Origin of the sequence: Nitrobacter sp. (genome assembly GCF_051535235.1) — a bacterium.
GTDB lineage: Bacteria > Pseudomonadota > Alphaproteobacteria > Rhizobiales > Xanthobacteraceae > Nitrobacter.
The window spans coordinates 1-18,136 of record NZ_JBPPLZ010000007.1; the positions used below are offsets into that span (position 1 = coordinate 1).

Sequence of the window (18,136 nt, forward strand, 5' to 3'; positions counted from 1 at the left end):
AGTACATGTACTCGGTGCCCTTGCGATCGGTCCAGATGTTCTTGCACGCGATGCTGCAGGTATGACAGCCGATGCACTTATCCAGGTGAAAGACCATCGAAACTTGAGCTCGAATGTCCATGTGTATCTCCTTCGCGTCTTTTGTTTCTTTGTTCCCGTACCTTTGTTCGTGGCTCTTTATGATGGTATGCCTTTTCTTGATTTTGTCTCTGGGACCTTTCGTCCTTGGGTCTGTCCGCCGCTTCAAACTTTGCTGATCGCGGTCGGCCGCACGCTTTTTCTTTTGTGACAAGTTCCATCGCTACGCGGGGTTTGTCAGGGTGTTGGCGATTGTGTTTCTCTCGCGGACCGCCTCACGCGGGCCAGCGCATTTCGGCCCTAACATTAGCGTCCGCGCTTGGGTTCCTTTGGTTCCACCGAACTGCGATCACTTTTCTGAGAGGCGCGTTAGGGCGAAATTTTTTGCATCTGCGCTGTCTTAAAGGGTGACGGAAAAAATCGGAACTGACCGATCGCCAGAGGGAATCTTTTCCAGTCAGCAAGCGCAGGCGCGCAAGGAAAGCTGAATGGAATCGTAAAATGCGTTGCTGGCTGAAATTCAGAGAGATGCCATCCACGCTCTCTGCGTTGTTTGTCTCCTCGGAACAGTTGTATTGAGCGCAAACGACATCCTTATCCGAGCGTAGGATTTAAATTTCCGCGCGCAGTCAGCGAGAGATGAAATCATGATCGTACCATTCGCGTTCGATCATGACCCCGGCGATGTCCAACGCAGCGCGCCGTCGACCTTGCCGTACGGCCGCATGCGCAGCATTTGTCGGCCTACGCCCGCCTAGACCCTGCTCACGTGAGGCTGGTATGCATTGCCGGGTATGACCCCGCGATGTCGGCTGTGGCACGGTCCCGCGGGGTCTGTCGGTATTCACACAAACAGGTGACCTCCCTTCGGAGCCGGACACACTTGCTAAAGACGCCGGACAAGTTCATCTTTTTCCGGTATATCCAGATCTTGGCTACGCGATTTGCCGCCGACGGACCCCCCCGATGCGATTGACAAGTTTTTTCGACTACACCCTTCGCCTGCTGATGTATGCGGCCACCCACAGTGACCGGTTGATTACCATCGAAGAGACCGCGGGTGTCTACGGTATCTCGCGGACCCATCTCATGAAGGTCGCAAATCAGCTCACGCGCGCGGGCTATCTCAAAGCCGTGCGCGGCAGGTCGGGCGGACTGATGCTTGCCAAGCAGCCGACCCGGATCAAGCTCGGAGATGTCCTGTGCGCGACCGAGCCGGATTTTGCGCTTGTGGAATGCTTTTCAGCCAATAACCGCTGTCCGATCTCGGCGCGCTGCCGGCTGCGCTCACCCTTGAGGGAAGCGCTCGCCGCATTCACATCGACGCTCGATCGCTATACGCTCGCCGATCTGATCCTCAATCCGAAAGACTTCGGGATTCCACCGGCGGCTTGATGCAGCCCGGTCAGGCGTCGCGTTGATACGACAACAACTGCAGCATGACGACTTGACTCCGCAGTCCCTTGAGCCCGCGCACCGAGCGCTGTTGCCGCCACATCGCGTCGGCTGGTGAATTTTGTTGTTCACCGATTTTATGGACTGTACAAACATACATTTAACGTGCATGTTTATCCGTGAGTTCGATTTTCGCGGCGCGGGGCATGCGGGAAGCACCTACAAATCAACAGCAGCGTTCCAGACGCTGGTCAAAGCTGTATCTCGCTTCCTCCGTCGCTGGAGCCGCGGCCGGCATAGCGGGTGCGATCTGGTTCACGCATTTGCCGCCGCTGACGACCCATCACGTCACCGTATCGCTGAATAGCGCGGCTACTGCGCCGCCGGTGCCGCTGGAGGGCCTGTCCGATCTGCCGAAGCTGATAGCTGCGAAGGATGCAAGCCAATCCTGGGCGATCGCGGGGGGCGCGTTGCTGCAGGTTGGTCTTGCCCGGTTCAGCGTTCCGATGCTCGAGCATGCGATCAAACGTGATCCCGATAACAGCGTGCTTCACGTTGCGTTGGGGGAGGCGCTCGCGCTGGCGGACAAAGGCCTGATCTCGGATCGCGCCAAGGCGGAATTCGAGTTCGCGCTCCGCAATGATCCCAACGATCTGATCGCTCGATTCTACATAGGGCTTTGGTTGCTGCAGAACGGCAAGGCGAAGCCGGCGTTGGTCAAGTGGGTGGGTTTGATGCGAACGGTGGGAAGCGATCAGACCTGGAATGACAGGTTATGGATGGTGATGCCGGCTGCTGCGGAGGAGGTCGGTATCAACCAGCTCACGCTGCAAGCTCTCTGTGCCTCGGGAATGTAGGCTGCCCAACGCGCCAGCGATTTGGTGAAAAAAGATGTATTTAGGATGTTGCTTTATGGATCCGAAGATGGCACGAAGTCATCAGATTTGTTGGCTGGGTTTGTGCGTCATGATCACCAGGACTGTTCAGCATCATCGACGACAGCACAACTGGATGCCTGACGGATAAGAATGCCACCCGCCTCGAAGTGCCGCTGATAGCGGCCTATCAAAAAACATCAATTCGAAATGCATGTTATTCCCATGATCCCACAAACTTGTCCGCTGCGCGCATGTCTCGTCAAATTCACCTTTGCCGCAAGTGCCGCCTTATGCGTCTTCAGTCCGCCGATGGCCTCGGCGGAGACCCGCCATTTTTCGATGACTATCGACGATACGATCATAAAGCTGGTCGATAAACAGACCTTCCACACCTTCTCCTTCAACGGTCAGACTCCAGGTCCGCTGATTCATGTGCAGGAGGGGGACGATGTCGAGGTCGAGGTCGACAACCAGACGACGTTGCCGCACACGATTCACTGGCACGGCATGTTTCAACGCGGCACCTGGAAGAACGACGGCGTTCCCGACACGACGCAACCGGCTATTCCGCCCGGCGAGACCTTTACCTATCGCTTCAAGGCCGAGCCGTCCGGCACCATGTGGTACCACTGTCATGTCAACGTCAATGAGCATGTCGCGATGCGCGGCATGTGGGGTCCGTTGATCGTCGATCCGAAAGATCCGCCGCCGGCCGAAAAGGAAGTCACAAAAGACTACATCATGATGTTTTCCAGCTGGGCGTCCGCCTGGGCGAAGAAGCCCGGCTACGGCGGCGTTCCCGGTGACGTGCCGGATTTCTTTACCGTCAACGCCAAGTCCTTTCCCGACACCCAGCCGCTGCGGATCAAGCAGGGCGATGTCGTCCGTATCCGCTTGATCGGCGCCGGCGATGAGATGCATTCCATCCATATCCACGGCCATGACTTCGAGGTCTACGCCAAGGACGGCCGCCCGCTCGCCAATCCTTATCTCGCCGACACCATCCTGTTCGGACCAGGTGAGCGCTACGACCTGATCCTGCGCGCCGACAATCCCGGCATCTGGATGGTGCACGATCACATCGACAAGCACACGGTGAACGGTAGCAAGCCGATGGGCGGCATGATGACGACCATCGAATACGAGGAAATCCCGGTGAAGGACCAGGCTTTCTACAAATGGAAAAACAAAGAGTTCGTGCCCGATTTTTATTACGAGGAGTCGATGAAAAAGCCGTTCGGCATGTACGACAACCCTGCCTTCAAAGGCGATCCCGCGCCCTAGTGCCATTGAAAGGAGAGTAGATATGAAAGGGCTTTTTCTCGCCGTCGCAGGTTTGACCGCGGTTTTCCTGAGCAGCGCAATCGCTGCGGACAAACTGGATCCGAGTTGTGGAGGTTGTCATGCGCTGACAAGGCCGACCGACACGTCGCTGGACAGGCTGCTGACCCGCAAGGGTCCCGACCTCTGGTTTGCCGGCAGCAAGTTCAACAAGGAATGGCTGGTTTCCTGGTTGCAGGATCCCAAACCCATACGCCCTGCGGGTTATCCGTATTTCAAGAATATCAAGAAGGGCGCCAAGCACGATGAGATCGATCAGTCCAAGATCGCGGCGCACCCCAAGCTGAAGAAGGCGGATGCCGAAGCGGCCGCGGAGGCGTTGATGGCTTTGAAAGCACCAGCCGATCTCGTTCCGGCAGGCGCCTTCAAGGGTGACATGAAGGGTGCGCGCATGGGTGGGCTCGCGTTCATCAAGTTTCGCGGCTGTGTCGCCTGTCATCAGGGTGAAAACGGCGAAGGTGGTCTTTCCGGACCGCGATTGACCGATGCGGGAGCGCGGCTCCAGCCTGATTTCATCGCCGCCTACACCACCGACCCGCAGCGTTTCGATCCGCATATCTGGATGCCGACGTCGAATTTGAAGGATCTGGACGTCCAGCGATTGACCGCGTTCTTGGTGCAGCTAAGCCAGGGAGACAAGTGATGAAAACGCAAATGGTGGCGGCTTTCGCCGGTCTGGTCCTGCTGCTCGCGTCATCGACGAGCCACGCCGATCAATCGATCGAGCAGATCTACGGGGTCTATTGCGTGCAGTGTCACGGTCTCCAGCGCAACGGCACGGGCATCAACGTGTCTGCCCTCTCCGTGAAGCCGCGGGATCACACCGAAGCCAAGGGTATGGGCGACACTCCCGATGACGAACTGTTCAAAGCCATCAAGGAAGGGGGGCTCGCCGTCAACAAGTCGGTGCTGATGCCGACCTGGGGGCGCGTCCTGTCGGAAGACCAGATCAATGGTCTGGTCAAATATCTCAGGCAGGTCTGCAAATGCGGGAAATGAATCCAACAAGGAAGTCATATCAAATCATGAAGCGGAGAGCGATTGTGAAGGGGAGATCGATTTCAATGACGACTGCCGGTTTGAAGAAGAGCGCCATAATGGGGGGCGTTGCGTCGGCCCTTTTTCTGGCGGGCGCCGCGGTCACCGCGGCCCAGGCCAAGACGGTCAAGGTCGAACTGACGGCCAAAGAGGTCACCGTGCCGCTTGATAACGAAGGCCACACGGTCGCCGCCTGGACCTATAACGGTCAGGTTCCCGGTCCGGTGATCCGCGCGACTGAAGGCGATACGATTGAATTCACGTTGAAGAATGACGCCGCTAACAAGAAGTCGCATTCTATCGATATGCATTCCGCGCGCACCGACGTTTTGACGAATTTTGCCTCGATCAAACCCGGTGAAACCAAGACCTTCTCGTACGTTCCGGAACATGCCGGCGTGTTCTTCTATCATTGCGGTTCCGATCCGATGATCCAGCATATTGCCCGCGGCATGATCGGGGCGGTCATCGTCGATCCGAAGGACCCCAATGCGATGCCCAAGGCGGATCGCGAATATGTTCTGATCGAGCATCAGATCTTCGAGAATCCTGAAGACGTCGACAGCATGATGGCGAACAAGTGGAAGCGGGATGCCTTCAACGCGGTTCCGTTCCAGTATGATCCCGTGCATGACGAGCACGCGACGCAGACTCTCGAGGCGAAGCCCGGCGAGCGCGTGCGCATCTATCTTGTCAATGCCGGACCCAACGAGTTTTCCGGATTTCATCCGATCGCGGGCATCTGGGACAGGGTCTATCCGTCCGGCAATCCGAAAAACGTGATGGTGGGAATGCAGAATTACACCCTGGCGCCGGGTGATGCCGCAACATTCGACCTCATTTCGCCGACGGAAGGCGCCAATGCATTGGTGAACCATTCCATGCGCGCCGCACTTACCGGTGCGATCGCGGTCATCATGTTCAGCAACAAGGCCGACCCCTCGATGGGGCGCGGTGACAAGATTTTGGTGCGCTGAGACCAGCCTGACGTGGAGCGTCGTTGGCGCTCCACGTCAAAATCGAGAATGTTGAAGCGGTCAGGACCAGAGCTTGATCGGAGATCCGACGGCACCCCTGATGAAATGATCCAGTTGGCGGGGTTCAGTCCAGCCAGGTTCGATATGCGGCTGCACACGCCGCCTGACTGTTGAAAAACGCGTCCTCCGCGCGACCCCGCGGAAGGTGGCGCTGACGGTAGATATGTCACGTATCGTATTCATGTATCGGTAATAATAAGCCTGCCGAACCGGAAGTGCGGCGCCCAGTGTGGAAAGTGCTGCCTTGTTTGCGCGTTCGATTTAACCAACCTACAAGGTGCTGGAGCCTATCCTTTTCCTGCGGAAGGTCGGGGCGTCCAGTTACGTGACTTCACCCTGCCGTTGCAGACCGCGACAGCCTGAAAGTCCGGTAATTTCCCCTTTCAGAACGTGGTGAAGGTTGGGAAGTTCATGTCCGGTTCACCTGAGCGAAACGAAATTTCTGTTGTCGCGAGAGAAGGGGACCAGCAGGACGGTTTGCAAAGCGATCGGAAAGACTTTCGTTTCGACGACAATATATCTTCCAGGCTGAATTTCCTGAGCGAAGTGGTCAGATTGCTTCCGACAGGTGTGACGGTTCAGGACGAGCAGGGAAATTTCGTTCTCGTGAACGCCGCTGCCGCGGCGCAGTTCGATATGCCGGCAGACGACATCGTCGAAACGGCGTCCAGCGCGCCATTCCCCTCAAGAGAATTGAACGATCGCAGGCATATCGCTCGCCGGGCGCTTCAGTCGGCCAAGGCCAGGGTGTCCGAAGAGCTCGTTCGAACGGACCATGGGACAAAAGCCTATCTTACCACGCATGAACCCGTTCTGATTTCGAACAGAAAGCTCGTGCTTTCGAGTTCCGTCGACATCAGCCAGCAAAAGGCCATCGAACAAGAGCTGTTCCGCTGTGCATATTATGACGGGCTGACCGGTCTGCCGACCCGGCGGGTCATCGAGCAGCACGCCAACAGTCTCATCCGCGAGGGAGAGGACTCGGTCAGATTTGCGGTGGCATTTCTCGACATCGATAATTTCAAGCACATCAACGACTATTACGGCCATGCATCCGGGGACGGCCTGCTTGTCGAGGTCGCCAGGCGCCTGGGCCTCGGTCTTCGCGCCACCGATATGCTGTCCCGGATCAGCGGCGACGAGTTTCTGCTCCTTCTCAATCCCGTCCAGAGCGACGCCGAGGTTGCCGATTATATCGAATTCGTGTTGCAGCGGCTCAAGGCGCCGTTCTTTATCGACGGATCGGAGCTGTTCGCATCTGCATCCATCGGCGTGAGCATCTATCCGGATCATGGCGACAGTTATGAGGTGCTGCGTCAGAACGCCGACACCGCGATGTATCGCATCAAGAATGAAACCAAAGGCGCGGCCGCCATTTTCGATGCCGGGATGCAGCGCGAGGCGCTGGCTCGGATGGAAATCGAACAGTCGCTGCGGCTTGCGATTCTGGACAGACGCTTTTGTTGCGCGTTCCAGCCGAAGGTCGATATCAAAACCAGGCAGGTCAAGGGTATCGAGGCGCTGGTTCGGCTGCGCAATGACGAAGGCATCATCCAGGCGCCCGGAACGTTCATCGATCTTGCGGTCGAACTCGGTCTGATCGACGAACTGACGCATCTCGTGCTGGCAGAGATCATGAGGTCGATCGATCTCATCGACGATACGTTCGGAACCGGCGTCGGCATCAGCATCAACGTTGCCGCCAAGCAGGCGGGCAATGTGGCGTTCATGACGTCCTTTGCCCGGGCGCTCGAGGAGACCGGTTGTCCGACGCGTTTCATCGTTGAAGTCACGGAAGACGCATTCGTTGCGAAAACCCGTTTCCAGGCGGAGATCCTGCCGATCCTGCGGAGGCTTGGCGTCGGAATCTCGATCGACGACTTCGGGACCGGTTGCTCGTCCCTGTCAGCTCTCGCCGATATCACGGCCGATGAAATCAAGATCGACCGGTCGTTCATCGTCGATATCCACAAGCGCCCGCGCAGCCAGGGCATTCTGAAGGCGATCGAATCTCTCAGCGATGCCCTTGGAATGACGGTGATTGCGGAAGGCGTCGAAACCTTCGAAGAGCTCGCTTATCTGCAAGCCGCGACAAGGATCAAATATGCACAGGGCTTTTATTTCTCCGAGCCGGTCTTTCTCGAAGAACTCCTACCGGGCGGCCGGACGGTCAGCGACACCCGCAAGAGTCCGGTGAGCCGTCCGGTGCAGGAGAGCCGTCCGGCGTATTCTCGCGCCAACCGCTACAGGCGCTGACCGCGGCACCATGTCGCCCGTGTGGGGTTGGATAGCCATGGGCGGCGTTGCGCACCGTTGGCATTTGCCTACCCACGTGTTCCACTCACACCGAATTGTGTCCGCAAATAGCAACCGCCGGGTAAAGTGGCGAATATTGGCTAGAGCCTTTCGCTTCTGATGGGATCAGAAGCGGGTTCTTTGTTTTTTGTTGATGCGTTTTCTTCACGTGAACCGGTAGCCACTTCGCTCGAAAACGCTATAGTTCTTCCAGCCTGCCCTGCCGAGTTCGCCAATTGCCCAGCAACATCGAAGACTACGGAATCATCGGTGACGGCGAGACGGTCGCACTCGTTGATCGCACGGGATCGCTCGACTGGCTCTGCTGGCCGAGTTTCGATTCGGATGCCTGCTTTGCGGCTCTTCTGGGCGACGAGCGCAACGGTCACTGGCGGATCGCGCCTGCGGGAGAGATCGAGCGCTCGACCCGCGGCTATCGCGGAGACGGCCTCATCCTGGAAACCCGTTTCGAAACTGCCGACGGCGCCGTGACCCTGATCGATTTCATGCCGCCTCGCGGTACGACCTCTGACATCGTCCGGCTTGTCCGGTGCGACCGTGGCCGCGTGAAAATGCGCATGGATCTGGTGATCCGGTTTGGCTTCGGGAAAAACGTCCCTTGGGTTCGCCGCACCGAGGACAGGGCGCTGCTTGCGGTTTGCGGGCCGGACATGCTGGTGTTGCGCACGCCCGTCGAGACCCGCGGCCAGGATATGACGACGGTTGCCGATTTCGAGGTGAGCGCCGGGCAGACTGTTCCATTCGTCATGGCCTATGGCGCATCTCATTTCGAGATTCCCCCGCCGGTCGATGTGGCGGAGGCGCTGAAGGAGACAGAGGCGTTCTGGAAGGAGTGGTGCGGAAAGTTCGAATATGACGGGCCTTATCGCGATATCGCGATGCGATCGCTGGTCGCGCTGAAGGCCATGATCTACGCGCCGTCCGGCGGCATCGTCGCCGCGCCGACCACCTCGCTTCCGGAAAAGCTCGGCGGCGCGCGCAATTGGGACTACCGCTTCTGCTGGCTGCGCGACGCAACCTTCACGCTGCTCGCGCTGATGAACAGCGGCTATTACGATGAGGCGTCGGACTGGCACGACTGGCTGCTGCGCTCTGTCGCGGGCTCGCCTGCCGACATGCAGATCATGTATGGCATTCTCGGGCAGCGCCGGCTGACGGAATGGGAGGCCGACTGGCTGCCCGGTTATGAAGGCGCGCGCCCGGTCAGGATCGGCAATGCGGCGCATGCGCAGTTGCAGCTCGACGTCTACGGCGAACTGATGGACGTGTTTCATCAATCGAGAGAGGCGAACCTCAAGCTGAGCGAGCCGACCTGGGCGCTGGAATGCGAACTGCTCGAGCATCTCGCCAAGATATGGAATGAACCGGACTCCGGCATCTGGGAGCGAAGAGGTCCGGGCCGGCACTACGTCTCCTCGAAGGTGCTGGTCTGGGTGGCTTTCGATCGCGGCGTCAAGAGTGTGGAACATTATGGTTTCGATGCGCCGGTCGAACGCTGGCGTGAAATGCGCGACGCCATTCATCGCGACGTCTGCGACAAGGGTTTCGATCGTGAGCAAAACACATTCGTCGAATCCTACGGCTCGAAACTGCTGGACGCCAGCACGCTTCTGATTCCGTCGGTCGGCTTCCTGCCTCCGTCCGATCCGCGTGTGGCAGGAATGCTGGCGGCGGTCGAGAAGCACCTGATGCCGGACGGTTTCGTGCTCCGGCACGACCCGCGCGCAGTGTCGGATGAACAGTCGCCGATCGAGGGGGCCTTTCTGGCCTGCACGCTTTGGCTCGCCGATGCCTATGTGTTGGGGGGCGAGATTGAACGCGCCGAGGTATTGCTGAAGCGGGTGGCTGCTGTGGCGAATGATCTCGGGTTACTTTCAGAGGAATACGATACGGTTGCCCGCCGCCTGACCGGAAATTTTCCGCAGGCGTTGACGCACATTGCGCTCGTCAACACCATCCACAATCTCAACACGGCGCGAAAACCCGCGATGCAGCGGGCGAAGACGTAGAGCCGTCCAGATTCCGTGAAATCAGATGCTGGTTTTGTTATTCGAGCGCGACGATCCGGTCGATCGCCTTTGCGAAGCCGTCGTTTTCATTGGTGTCGGTGACGCAGGTTGCCTCCGCCTTCACCTCGTCGTCGGCGTTGCCCATGGCGAACGACAGGCCGCTCTTGCCGAACATGGCCAGATCGTTTCGCATGTCTCCGATGGTCGCGACATTGCGCGGAGAAATGCCGAGGCGGCTCGCCATCGCTTCCACGAATGTCCCTTTGTCCTTCCCGAACGGCGTGATGTCGAGATAGTAGCTTTGCGAACGGAAAGCCGCGGCCTTGCCGGCGAGCGCCGCCTGCATGTCGATTTCGCAACGCGCGAGTTTATCGGGATCGGCGCTGACTCCGACGATCTTGCAGGCATCATTCGTGAATTCGTCAAGATCGGAAGCGATAACGGGATCCATCCGGATCGTGCGCTGTTCGTGCGGGACGTAGCGCCCGTCGTCGCGCGTGAGCAGCCAGCGATCCGCCGTGAACAGCCAGATGTCGATCCCGGATGCTTTCAGCGCGTTGATCGCAATCCGCGCGGCGGACGCGGAAATGATGGTCCTTTGAAGGACTTCAAGTGTGGGATCGACGATCAGGCTGCCATTGAAGGCGCCGAGCGGCAATCGGAGACCGAGTGGTTCGACCAGCATCCGCATTCCGAAAGCGGGGCGGCTGCTGGTGATCGTGAAGCCGATGTTGTTTTCGTCGAGAACCTTCACTGCGTTGATCGCGGCTTCCGTCAGTTGCTTGTCAGGCGTCACCAGAGTGCCGTCGACGTCGGAGATCACCAGCGATATGCGGCTCATGGGATTTTCTGATTCAGCTTGAGCATGGTCACGATTTGGTCGGCGATGTCATCCACCGTCGCGTCGATGTCGACGATGATAGGCCGCTCGTCGGCCGTCGGCTCTTCCAGCGCGTCGAACTGGCTTTCGAGCAGACCCGGCGGCATGAAATGGGCAAACCGGGCCTTGAGCCGGCTCGCGATCAGGTCTTTGTCGCCGCGCAGGTAGACAATACGGGTGTCGCGATGGCCCTGCACGAGAATATCACGATAGGCGCGCTTGAGCGCGGAGCACGCCATGATGATGCTCGCGCCGCTTGCGCGCTTGCGTTCGATCTCGGCGGCGACGGCGTGCAGCCACGACCACCGGTCATTGTCGGTCAGTGCGATGCCGGCGCGCATTTTCTCGATGTTGCCTGCGGGGTGAAACTGGTCCGCATCTGACACGATCCATCCCAGCCGCTGTCCCAGCGCGTTCGCGATCGTGCTTTTGCCGGATCCGGAGACGCCCATGACGATCAGCGCGCAGAAGGCGGAGTCTTGATCGGCGCTCATGCTGTTCGCCCGACGGCCGCCGCATCGGTGAGCCACGTCGTGACGCCATTGGAATGGGCGCGCGCGCCGGGCAGGTCAGCTCCCGCCATGACTTTGGACAGCACGTTGCGCTTGGCTTCGCCGCTGACCAGAAACAGCATCTCGCGCGAGGATGCCAGCGCCGGAAGCGTCAGGGTGACGCGGGGAACAAAAGGCTCCACGCGCGCATGATCGACGCCGACGACCCAGCGTTCGGTTTCATCAAGCGCCTTGTCTCCCGGAAACAGCGAGGCGGTGTGACCGTCCGGGCCGAGCCCCATCAGCACGAGATCGAACAGCGGCTTCGCCGCATAAAGGTGAGGCGTGCCGTAAAAGGTCTGGAGTTCGCGCTCGTAAAGCCGGGCCGCCGTATCCGGATCGGGCGCATCGGTCGGAATGGGATGGATATTCTCGGGCGGAGCACAGCGGTCGAGGAAAATGCTTCTGGCCATCGCCATGTTGTTGCGCGGGTCGTCGGGGCTTACGAAACGCTCGTCGCCGATGAACCAGTGAACGCGATCCCAGGCGATGCGCGAGCGATAGTCCGGACTCCCCAGCAGTGCGTAGAGTGCTTTCGGACCGGAGCCGCCGGTCAGGCATATCGCCGGCCGGCTTCGCTCTTCCGCAATTCGGGCGATCAGATGCTCCGCAGCTTCGGTCGCGACTGCCTGCGCATCCGCCAGCACCTGAAACCTGCGATCGGCCTCGGCCGAAGTCATGTCAGCTTGCGCCAGTGGCGGCCGTCGCGCGCGAGCAACTCGTTCGCTTCGGCGGGACCTTCGCTGCCTGCCTTGTAGCCGACCAGGCCATCGGCGCCGGCTTTCTTCCAGGCGTCGAGGAACGGCTGCACTGCCTGCCAGCCGGCTTCCACGCCGTCCGCGCGCTGGAACAGGATGTTGTCGCCGATCATGCAGTCGTAGATCAGCGTCTCGTAGCCCGTGCTCGGCGCCGCGTTGAAGTAGTCCTTGTAGCGAAATTTCATCTCGACGCCGTCGATCGAGATGGTGGGACCGGGAATCTTGGTGTTGAATTGCAGCGTGATGCCTTCGGCCGGCTCGATACCGATAACGAGGTAGTTCTGCGACAGCCGGTCCACCGGTGTGGAGCGGAACATCGCGAACGGAGCCTGCTTGAACTTGATCGCCACCTCGGTGCGCTTCAGGCCGAGCGCCTTGCCGGTCCGCAGGTAGAAGGGAACGCCGGCCCATCGCCAGTTATCGATCGTCAGCTTCAGCGCCACATAGGTTTCCGTGGTGCTGTCGGGCTTCACCTCGGGCGTCTTGCGATAATCGCCGATCGCTTCGTCTCCGGCCTTGCCGGCACGATATTGTCCGCGCACCGAGTTGTGCAGCGCCTCCTCAAGGCTCTGGGTCTGGATCGCGGCAAGCACATCCGCCTTTTCCGAGCGCACAGCGTGAGCTTCGAAACGACGCGGCGGCTCCATCGTCACCAGCGAAAGCAACTGAAACAGATGGTTCGGCACCATGTCGCGCAAAGCGCCGGTCACGTCGTAGAAACTGCCGCGATGACCGACAGCGAGTTTTTCGTCGACGGTGATCTGGATATGGTCGATGTGGTTGCGATTCCAGATCGGCTCGAACATGCCGTTGGCGAAGCGAAGGACGAGAATGTTCTGGACGGTTTCCTTGCCGAGATAATGATCGATCCGGTAGATCTGATGCTCGTCGACGATCTTGAGCAGCTTGCTATTGAGGGATTTGGCCGATGCGAGATCGGTCCCGAACGGCTTCTCCACCACCAGCCTGCGCCAGGCGCCGTGCTGTTCGCGCAGCAGGCCGATGCGGCCGAGTTGTTCTGTGATCGGCGCAAAGGCGGCCGGCGGGACGGCCAGATAGAACAGGCGATTGCCGCACGTTCCCTTTTCCGCCTCGAGTTTTTCGAAAGCCTTGCTCAAGGTGTCGAACGAGGCAGGATCGGACGGATCGGCCTCGAGACAGGTCAGGCACCGAAGCACCTTCTTCGCAATGTCCGGATTGACGGGGCGCGTCGCGTGCTTGTTCAATCCGTCCATCAGGCTTTGCCGGAGATCGTCCTCCGACATCTGCTTGCGGACGATGCCGACGATGCAGAACTGCTCCGGTAGCAGATCAGATTCGGCAAGATTGTAGAGTGCGGGAATGACGAGGCGGTGGGTTAGGTCGCCGGTGACTCCGAAAATGACGAAGCAGCAGGGCTCCGGTTTGCGCGGCTTGTTGCTTGCGACCGTCATCAGGATCCGGTTCTCCCCTTCGCGGACGGTTCGACTTCGCCGGGCTCCTTGTGGCCGCCGAACCCTTCGCGCATCGCTGACAGGATTTTTTCGGCAAAGGTGTGTTGTTGACGCGAGCGGAATCGCGCGAACAACGCCGCCGTCAGGACTTCGGCCGGGACGGCTTCGTCGATCGCGGCATTGACGGTCCAGCGGCCCTCGCCGGAATCGGCGACGAATCCCGAATAGGCTTCGAGCGTCTCGCTGCGAGCCAGCGCCGCCGCCGTGAGATCGAGCAGCCAGGAGGGAATGACGCTGCCGCGGCGCCAGACCTCGGCGATGTCGGCGAGATCGAGCTTGAAGCGATGATCCGCGGGCAACGCTTCGCTGTCCGCGTTCTTGAGAATGTCGAAGCCTTCGGCATAGGCCTGCATCAGGCCGTATTCGATCCCGTTGTGCACCATCTTGACGAAATGGCCGGCGCCGACGGGGCCGGCGTGAATATATCCCTGTTCGACGCGCGGATCGCGGCCCTCCCGGCTCGGCGTTCTTGGAATGTCGCCACGGCCGGGCGCCATCGCGGCAAAAATCGGATCGAGTCGGTCGACGACGGTTTTGTCGCCGCCGATCATCATGCAGTAGCCGCGCTCGAAGCCCCACACGCCGCCGCTGGTGCCGACATCGACGTAATGGATGCCTTTCTCGCGCAGCGTTCTCGCCCGCCGGATATCGTCCTGCCAGAAGGTATTGCCGCCATCGATGACGACGTCATCGCGATCGAGCAGCCCGGCGAGAGTGTCGATGGTTGTCTCCGTGATCGCGCCGGCGGGCAGCATGATCCAGACGGCGCGGGGCCTTGCGAGCTTGCGAACAAAGTCCTCTAGGTCGGTCGCGCCCGTTGCTCCCTCGTCGGCGACCGTGGCGACGGTCTTGTCATTCTTGTCGTATACGACGGCCTGATGACCTCCCTTTTTCATCAGCCGACGGACGATGTTTGCTCCCATTCGGCCCAGGCCGATCATGCCTATCTGCATTGGTCCGATCCTCCATCCGCACGCCGGCAAGCGGTGCGGACATTCCACGCGCTGTCTGGAGGGTTATGATGCTTGTGTTTCAGGGTGTAGTGCAACACTGCCTCGGGAGATTCTCAGAAAGATTGGGCAGGGGCGGGACGTTCGAACGAACCGACGATCGGGACCGGACCAAAAGTATCGTGCCTACGCGCCGACGCATCATTGGTTCCCGGCGTGTTATCGCATTTGCGTGAGCATGCCGCGCTCAGCGCTGGCGTGAGCGTCCGGGAATTCGGATCAATCCAGCGCGCCGGTGACGGCGTCGCCAAGTTGCGACAGGCCGGATCGAAGATCGCCCTTGAGATGCACGCGGAGCGCGCGCCGTCCGCGACCGGTGAGCACGTCGAAATCGCCGCGCGCCTGCGCAGCCTTGATGGTGCCGAAGCTTATTTTCCGGCCAGGGATTTTCAGATCCCTTGCGTCGTCGGCGGTGATCTCAAGAAAGACACCGCTGTCGGGGCCGCCCTTGTAGGCCTGTCCGGTCGAATGCAGGAAGCGCGGACCGAACTCGGCGCAGGTGGCGACTTTTTTACGGTTGCGAATAGCGACGCGCATCCGCTGCAGATCGCCGATGTGTTCATCGTCACGCGCGAGATAGGCCAAAAGCGCAACGTAGTCGCCGGGCTCCGCGCGCGCGAAGTGCGCCTTGAGCCACGACGACAGATCGCTGTTTGCGCCCTTTTCGCGCAAGGCGCGCGCATTTTCAGCGTCTGTGTAAAGATCGAAGCCTGCGATGGAAACGGCCGGCTCCTCGTGCGGCAGCCTGCCGGTTTTCTCGAATGCCGTCGTCAGTTCACGAGTCTTGACCTTGGCGGATTCAACATCGGGCTGATCGAATGGATTGATACCGAGAATGGCGCCGGCAACGGCGGTTGCCATCTCGAACCTGAAAAACTCCTGGCCGAGTTGATCGATCGAATCCATCACGATCCGGACCACCGGATGTCCGGCATTCTCGAGCGCCTGCAATTTTTCCTCGTGAGCGTCATCCTCTTCGTCCGCGGTGCGGATATCGATGAAGAAGCGGTCGTCGCCATAAAGACTTGCATCGCCGAGTGGCTCGCCATCGATCGGGATCAGGCCCTTGCCCTCCTTGCCGGTCGATTCTGCGATCAGTTGCTCGGCCCACGCGCCGAAATCCGCGATTTTCGGAGACGACAGGATCGTGACCTTGTCGCGGCCTTCGCGCCCGGCGAGGCCCATGGCAAGGCCAAGCTGAGCGCCGGGATTATCGTGCGGAGGCACCTCGGCGCCGCAGGACCGCACCATGGCGAGGGCGTTCCTGAGCAAGTCCGTCACGTCGATTCCCGCCGTCGCGGCAGGGACCAGCCCGAAGGGCGACAGCACCGAATAACGGCCGCCGATTGCGGGATCGCCATGGAAGGTGCGCGCATAGCCGAGTTTTGCCGCTTCCTTGTCGAGCGACGAGCCGGGATCGGTGACCGCGATGAAGCGATGGCCTGCCTTGTCGGCGCCGATCGCCTTCGCCACCCGCGCGTGAAAATAGTCTTTCAGCGCATTGGGCTCGGTGGTGCCGCCGGACTTGCTGGACACGATAAAGACGGTTCTTGCGACGTCGATCGAGGCTTCCAGCGCGCGAATCTGGGCGGGATCGGTGGAATCCAGCACGTGCAGCGTCGGAAAACCCGCCACCCTCGCAAAGGTCGTCGCCAGCACCTCCGGACCGAGACTCGATCCGCCCATGCCGAGCACGACCGCATCGGTGAATTTCTGCTTCTTCACCCGTTGCGCGTAGTCCTCATAGTCGGCGGCCCGATCGAATTCGGCGGCCGGGCTCGCAAGCCAGCCCAGCCATTCACTTTCGTCCGTGCCGGTCCACACCGATTTGTCATGTTGCCAAAGTTTGCGGAGTGTGCCGGCGGCCCGCCAGTCTTCCGCCTGTTGTTCGACGGTTTTCGCCATGGCCGAGCCAAGGGACAGCATCTGCTGGCCGATGGTGGAGCCGAGGATTTTCGCGCGCTTGCGGGCGACCGCGCCGAGCAGTTTGTCGGCGGCATCGTCGAACAACTGAACGCCTTCCGTCACCAGATGCCGGGTGATCGCATCGAGCGAGATTCCCGAGCCTGCCAGCGCCGCGAGCGCCTGCCGTGCCTCGTCGAGATTTTCCTCAAGGCTGTCGCGCGATCTGCCGTGATCGCGGAAGGCTTCGAGGGTTGCCAGCGGGACGGTGTTGACCGTGTCCCTGCCGATCAGTTCCTCCACATAGAGGACGTCGCTGTAGTCCTTGTTCTTGGTACCGGTCGAAGCCCATAGCAGCCGCTGCGGCCGCGCGCCCCTGGCTTCCAGCGCCTGCCAGGAATCGCCCGCAAACAGGCGCTTGTAGTCCTGATAGGCGAGTTTGGCGTTGGCAATGGCGATCTTGCCCTTGAGCGATGCGAGACGCTGCTTTTCCGCGGGATCGTTGGCCTGAGCGATCTTCTCGTCGAGCTGCTTGTCGACGGCGCTGTCGATGCGGCTGACGAAGAAGCTGGCGACGCTGGCGACGTGTGAAGGATCGCCGCCATTTCGCGCATACTCCTGAAGCCCGGACAAAAAGGCTTCGGCGACGTCGACGTAAACCTTCTGCGAAAACAGCAGTGTGATATTGATGCTGATGCCCTCGGAAATCAGGTGGCGGATGGCCGGCAGGCCTTCCGGCGTTGCCGGTACCTTGATCATCAGGTTCTTGCGGTTGACGGATTTCCACAGCCTCTCGGCCTCGGCGATTGTCGCCTTGGTGTCGTTGGCGAGATAGGGCGAGACCTCGAGGCTGACGAAGCCGTCGGCGCCGTCCAGCCGATCGTAGACCGGCCGCAGCACGTCGGCGGCGTGCTGGATGTCCTGGACCGCGAGCTGCTCGTAGATGCTGGCGACCGATCGATCGCCTTTGTCGAGAAGCCGAGCTATCGCGTTGTCATACTCGCCGGAGCTCCCGATGGCCTTCTCGAAGATCGAGGGGTTGGAGGTGACCCCGCGCACCCCGTCATTGTCGACGAGGTGTTTCAGATCGCCCTTGGCGATGAAGCCGCGCGCAAGGAAGTCGAGCCAGATCGCCTGGCCGTGATTCTGGAGTTCTCTGACAGGGTTCATGTTGTTCTTCTATGTTTTGACGCGCGCGCCATGGGAAGGCGTTTTCCGGACCGTCGGCGAGGCTCGGCAACTTGGCCGGGAAAAAATGGCCTCATCAAGGGGAGCTTGCCACTCTAATAACGTTTTTCGCGGGATATTGATCCCGCCCGGACATTGCTGGACCGGTTCGGCGAGTCGTGGCAAATCGGACTTCATGACAAATCCAAATTCATGGCAAATCCGAGTCATGACAAATCGATGTCGTCGTACCCGCAAGCTCCGGTTGCTTCGGATCCCTTTG

Annotated in this window: 15 protein-coding genes; 8 read left to right on the top strand and 7 right to left on the bottom strand. The window is 59.9% G+C overall.

The annotated features are described in order from the left end of the window. On the bottom strand, positions 1-121 hold a 121-nt coding region (locus ACS3WA_RS10775), incomplete at its 3' end, for a 4Fe-4S binding protein (protein ID WP_438278693.1). 923 nt (positions 122-1,044) lie between these two features. On the opposite strand from ACS3WA_RS10775, the gene ACS3WA_RS10780 reads away from it, so the two are divergent. The 8 genes from ACS3WA_RS10780 to ACS3WA_RS10815 all read left to right on the top strand — a co-directional run bounded on the left by ACS3WA_RS10780 (position 1,045) and on the right by ACS3WA_RS10815 (position 10,092). Continuing rightward, positions 1,045-1,473 (top strand): RrF2 family transcriptional regulator, encoded by a 429-nt coding sequence (locus ACS3WA_RS10780; protein WP_438278524.1) that lies wholly within the window; start codon positions 1,045-1,047, stop codon positions 1,471-1,473. A gap of 206 nt (positions 1,474-1,679) precedes the next feature. After that, positions 1,680-2,330: a tetratricopeptide repeat protein gene (locus ACS3WA_RS10785; protein ID WP_438278525.1), complete on the top strand. Its 651-nt coding sequence runs from the start codon at positions 1,680-1,682 to the stop codon at positions 2,328-2,330. A gap of 360 nt (positions 2,331-2,690) precedes the next feature. Then, a complete protein-coding gene (locus tag ACS3WA_RS10790; RefSeq protein ID WP_438278526.1) occupies positions 2,691-3,635 on the top strand; it encodes a multicopper oxidase domain-containing protein in 945 nt (314 codons plus the stop codon). A gap of 22 nt (positions 3,636-3,657) precedes the next feature. After that, the gene (locus ACS3WA_RS10795) at positions 3,658-4,335 is read left to right on the top strand and encodes a c-type cytochrome (RefSeq protein WP_438278527.1); all 678 of its coding nucleotides are present in this window, start codon (positions 3,658-3,660) and stop codon (positions 4,333-4,335) included. Then, entirely contained in the window at positions 4,335-4,691 is a 357-nt protein-coding gene (locus ACS3WA_RS10800; protein WP_438278528.1) for a c-type cytochrome, read from the top strand. Before ACS3WA_RS10795 ends, ACS3WA_RS10800 begins: the two co-directional genes overlap by 1 nt. 65 nt (positions 4,692-4,756) lie before the next feature. After that, positions 4,757-5,707, top strand: coding sequence for a multicopper oxidase domain-containing protein (locus ACS3WA_RS10805; protein ID WP_438278529.1), 951 nt, complete (start codon positions 4,757-4,759; stop codon positions 5,705-5,707). Positions 5,708-6,178: 471 nt separating this feature from the next. Then, complete coding sequence (locus ACS3WA_RS10810) at positions 6,179-8,023, top strand: putative bifunctional diguanylate cyclase/phosphodiesterase (RefSeq protein WP_438278530.1); 1,845 nt, start codon at positions 6,179-6,181, stop codon at positions 8,021-8,023. A gap of 275 nt (positions 8,024-8,298) precedes the next feature. Further along, positions 8,299-10,092, top strand: coding sequence for a glycoside hydrolase family 15 protein (locus tag ACS3WA_RS10815; protein WP_438278531.1), 1,794 nt, complete (start codon positions 8,299-8,301; stop codon positions 10,090-10,092). Positions 10,093-10,129: 37 nt separating this feature from the next. Here ACS3WA_RS10815 and ACS3WA_RS10820 read toward each other — a convergent pair whose 3' ends face one another. The 6 genes from ACS3WA_RS10820 to ACS3WA_RS10845 all read right to left on the bottom strand — a co-directional run bounded on the left by ACS3WA_RS10820 (position 10,130) and on the right by ACS3WA_RS10845 (position 17,856). Further along, complete coding sequence (locus tag ACS3WA_RS10820) at positions 10,130-10,933, bottom strand: HAD family hydrolase (RefSeq protein WP_438278532.1); 804 nt, start codon at positions 10,931-10,933, stop codon at positions 10,130-10,132. Next, complete coding sequence (locus ACS3WA_RS10825) at positions 10,930-11,466, bottom strand: gluconokinase (RefSeq protein ID WP_438278533.1); 537 nt, start codon at positions 11,464-11,466, stop codon at positions 10,930-10,932. Before ACS3WA_RS10825 ends, ACS3WA_RS10820 begins: the two co-directional genes overlap by 4 nt. Beyond that, positions 11,463-12,203, bottom strand: coding sequence for a 6-phosphogluconolactonase (pgl, locus tag ACS3WA_RS10830; RefSeq protein WP_438278534.1), 741 nt, complete (start codon positions 12,201-12,203; stop codon positions 11,463-11,465). Before pgl ends, ACS3WA_RS10825 begins: the two co-directional genes overlap by 4 nt. Continuing rightward, the gene (gene zwf, locus ACS3WA_RS10835) at positions 12,200-13,714 is read right to left on the bottom strand and encodes a glucose-6-phosphate dehydrogenase (RefSeq protein ID WP_438278535.1); all 1,515 of its coding nucleotides are present in this window, start codon (positions 13,712-13,714) and stop codon (positions 12,200-12,202) included. The genes pgl and zwf overlap by 4 nt, the downstream gene beginning before the upstream one ends. Beyond that, positions 13,714-14,727: a phosphogluconate dehydrogenase (NAD(+)-dependent, decarboxylating) gene (gnd, locus tag ACS3WA_RS10840; RefSeq protein WP_438278536.1), complete on the bottom strand. Its 1,014-nt coding sequence runs from the start codon at positions 14,725-14,727 to the stop codon at positions 13,714-13,716. The genes zwf and gnd overlap by 1 nt, the downstream gene beginning before the upstream one ends. A gap of 276 nt (positions 14,728-15,003) precedes the next feature. After that, positions 15,004-17,856 (bottom strand): bifunctional transaldolase/phosoglucose isomerase, encoded by a 2,853-nt coding sequence (locus ACS3WA_RS10845; RefSeq protein WP_438278537.1) that lies wholly within the window; start codon positions 17,854-17,856, stop codon positions 15,004-15,006. Positions 17,857-18,136: the final 280 nt, after the last annotated feature.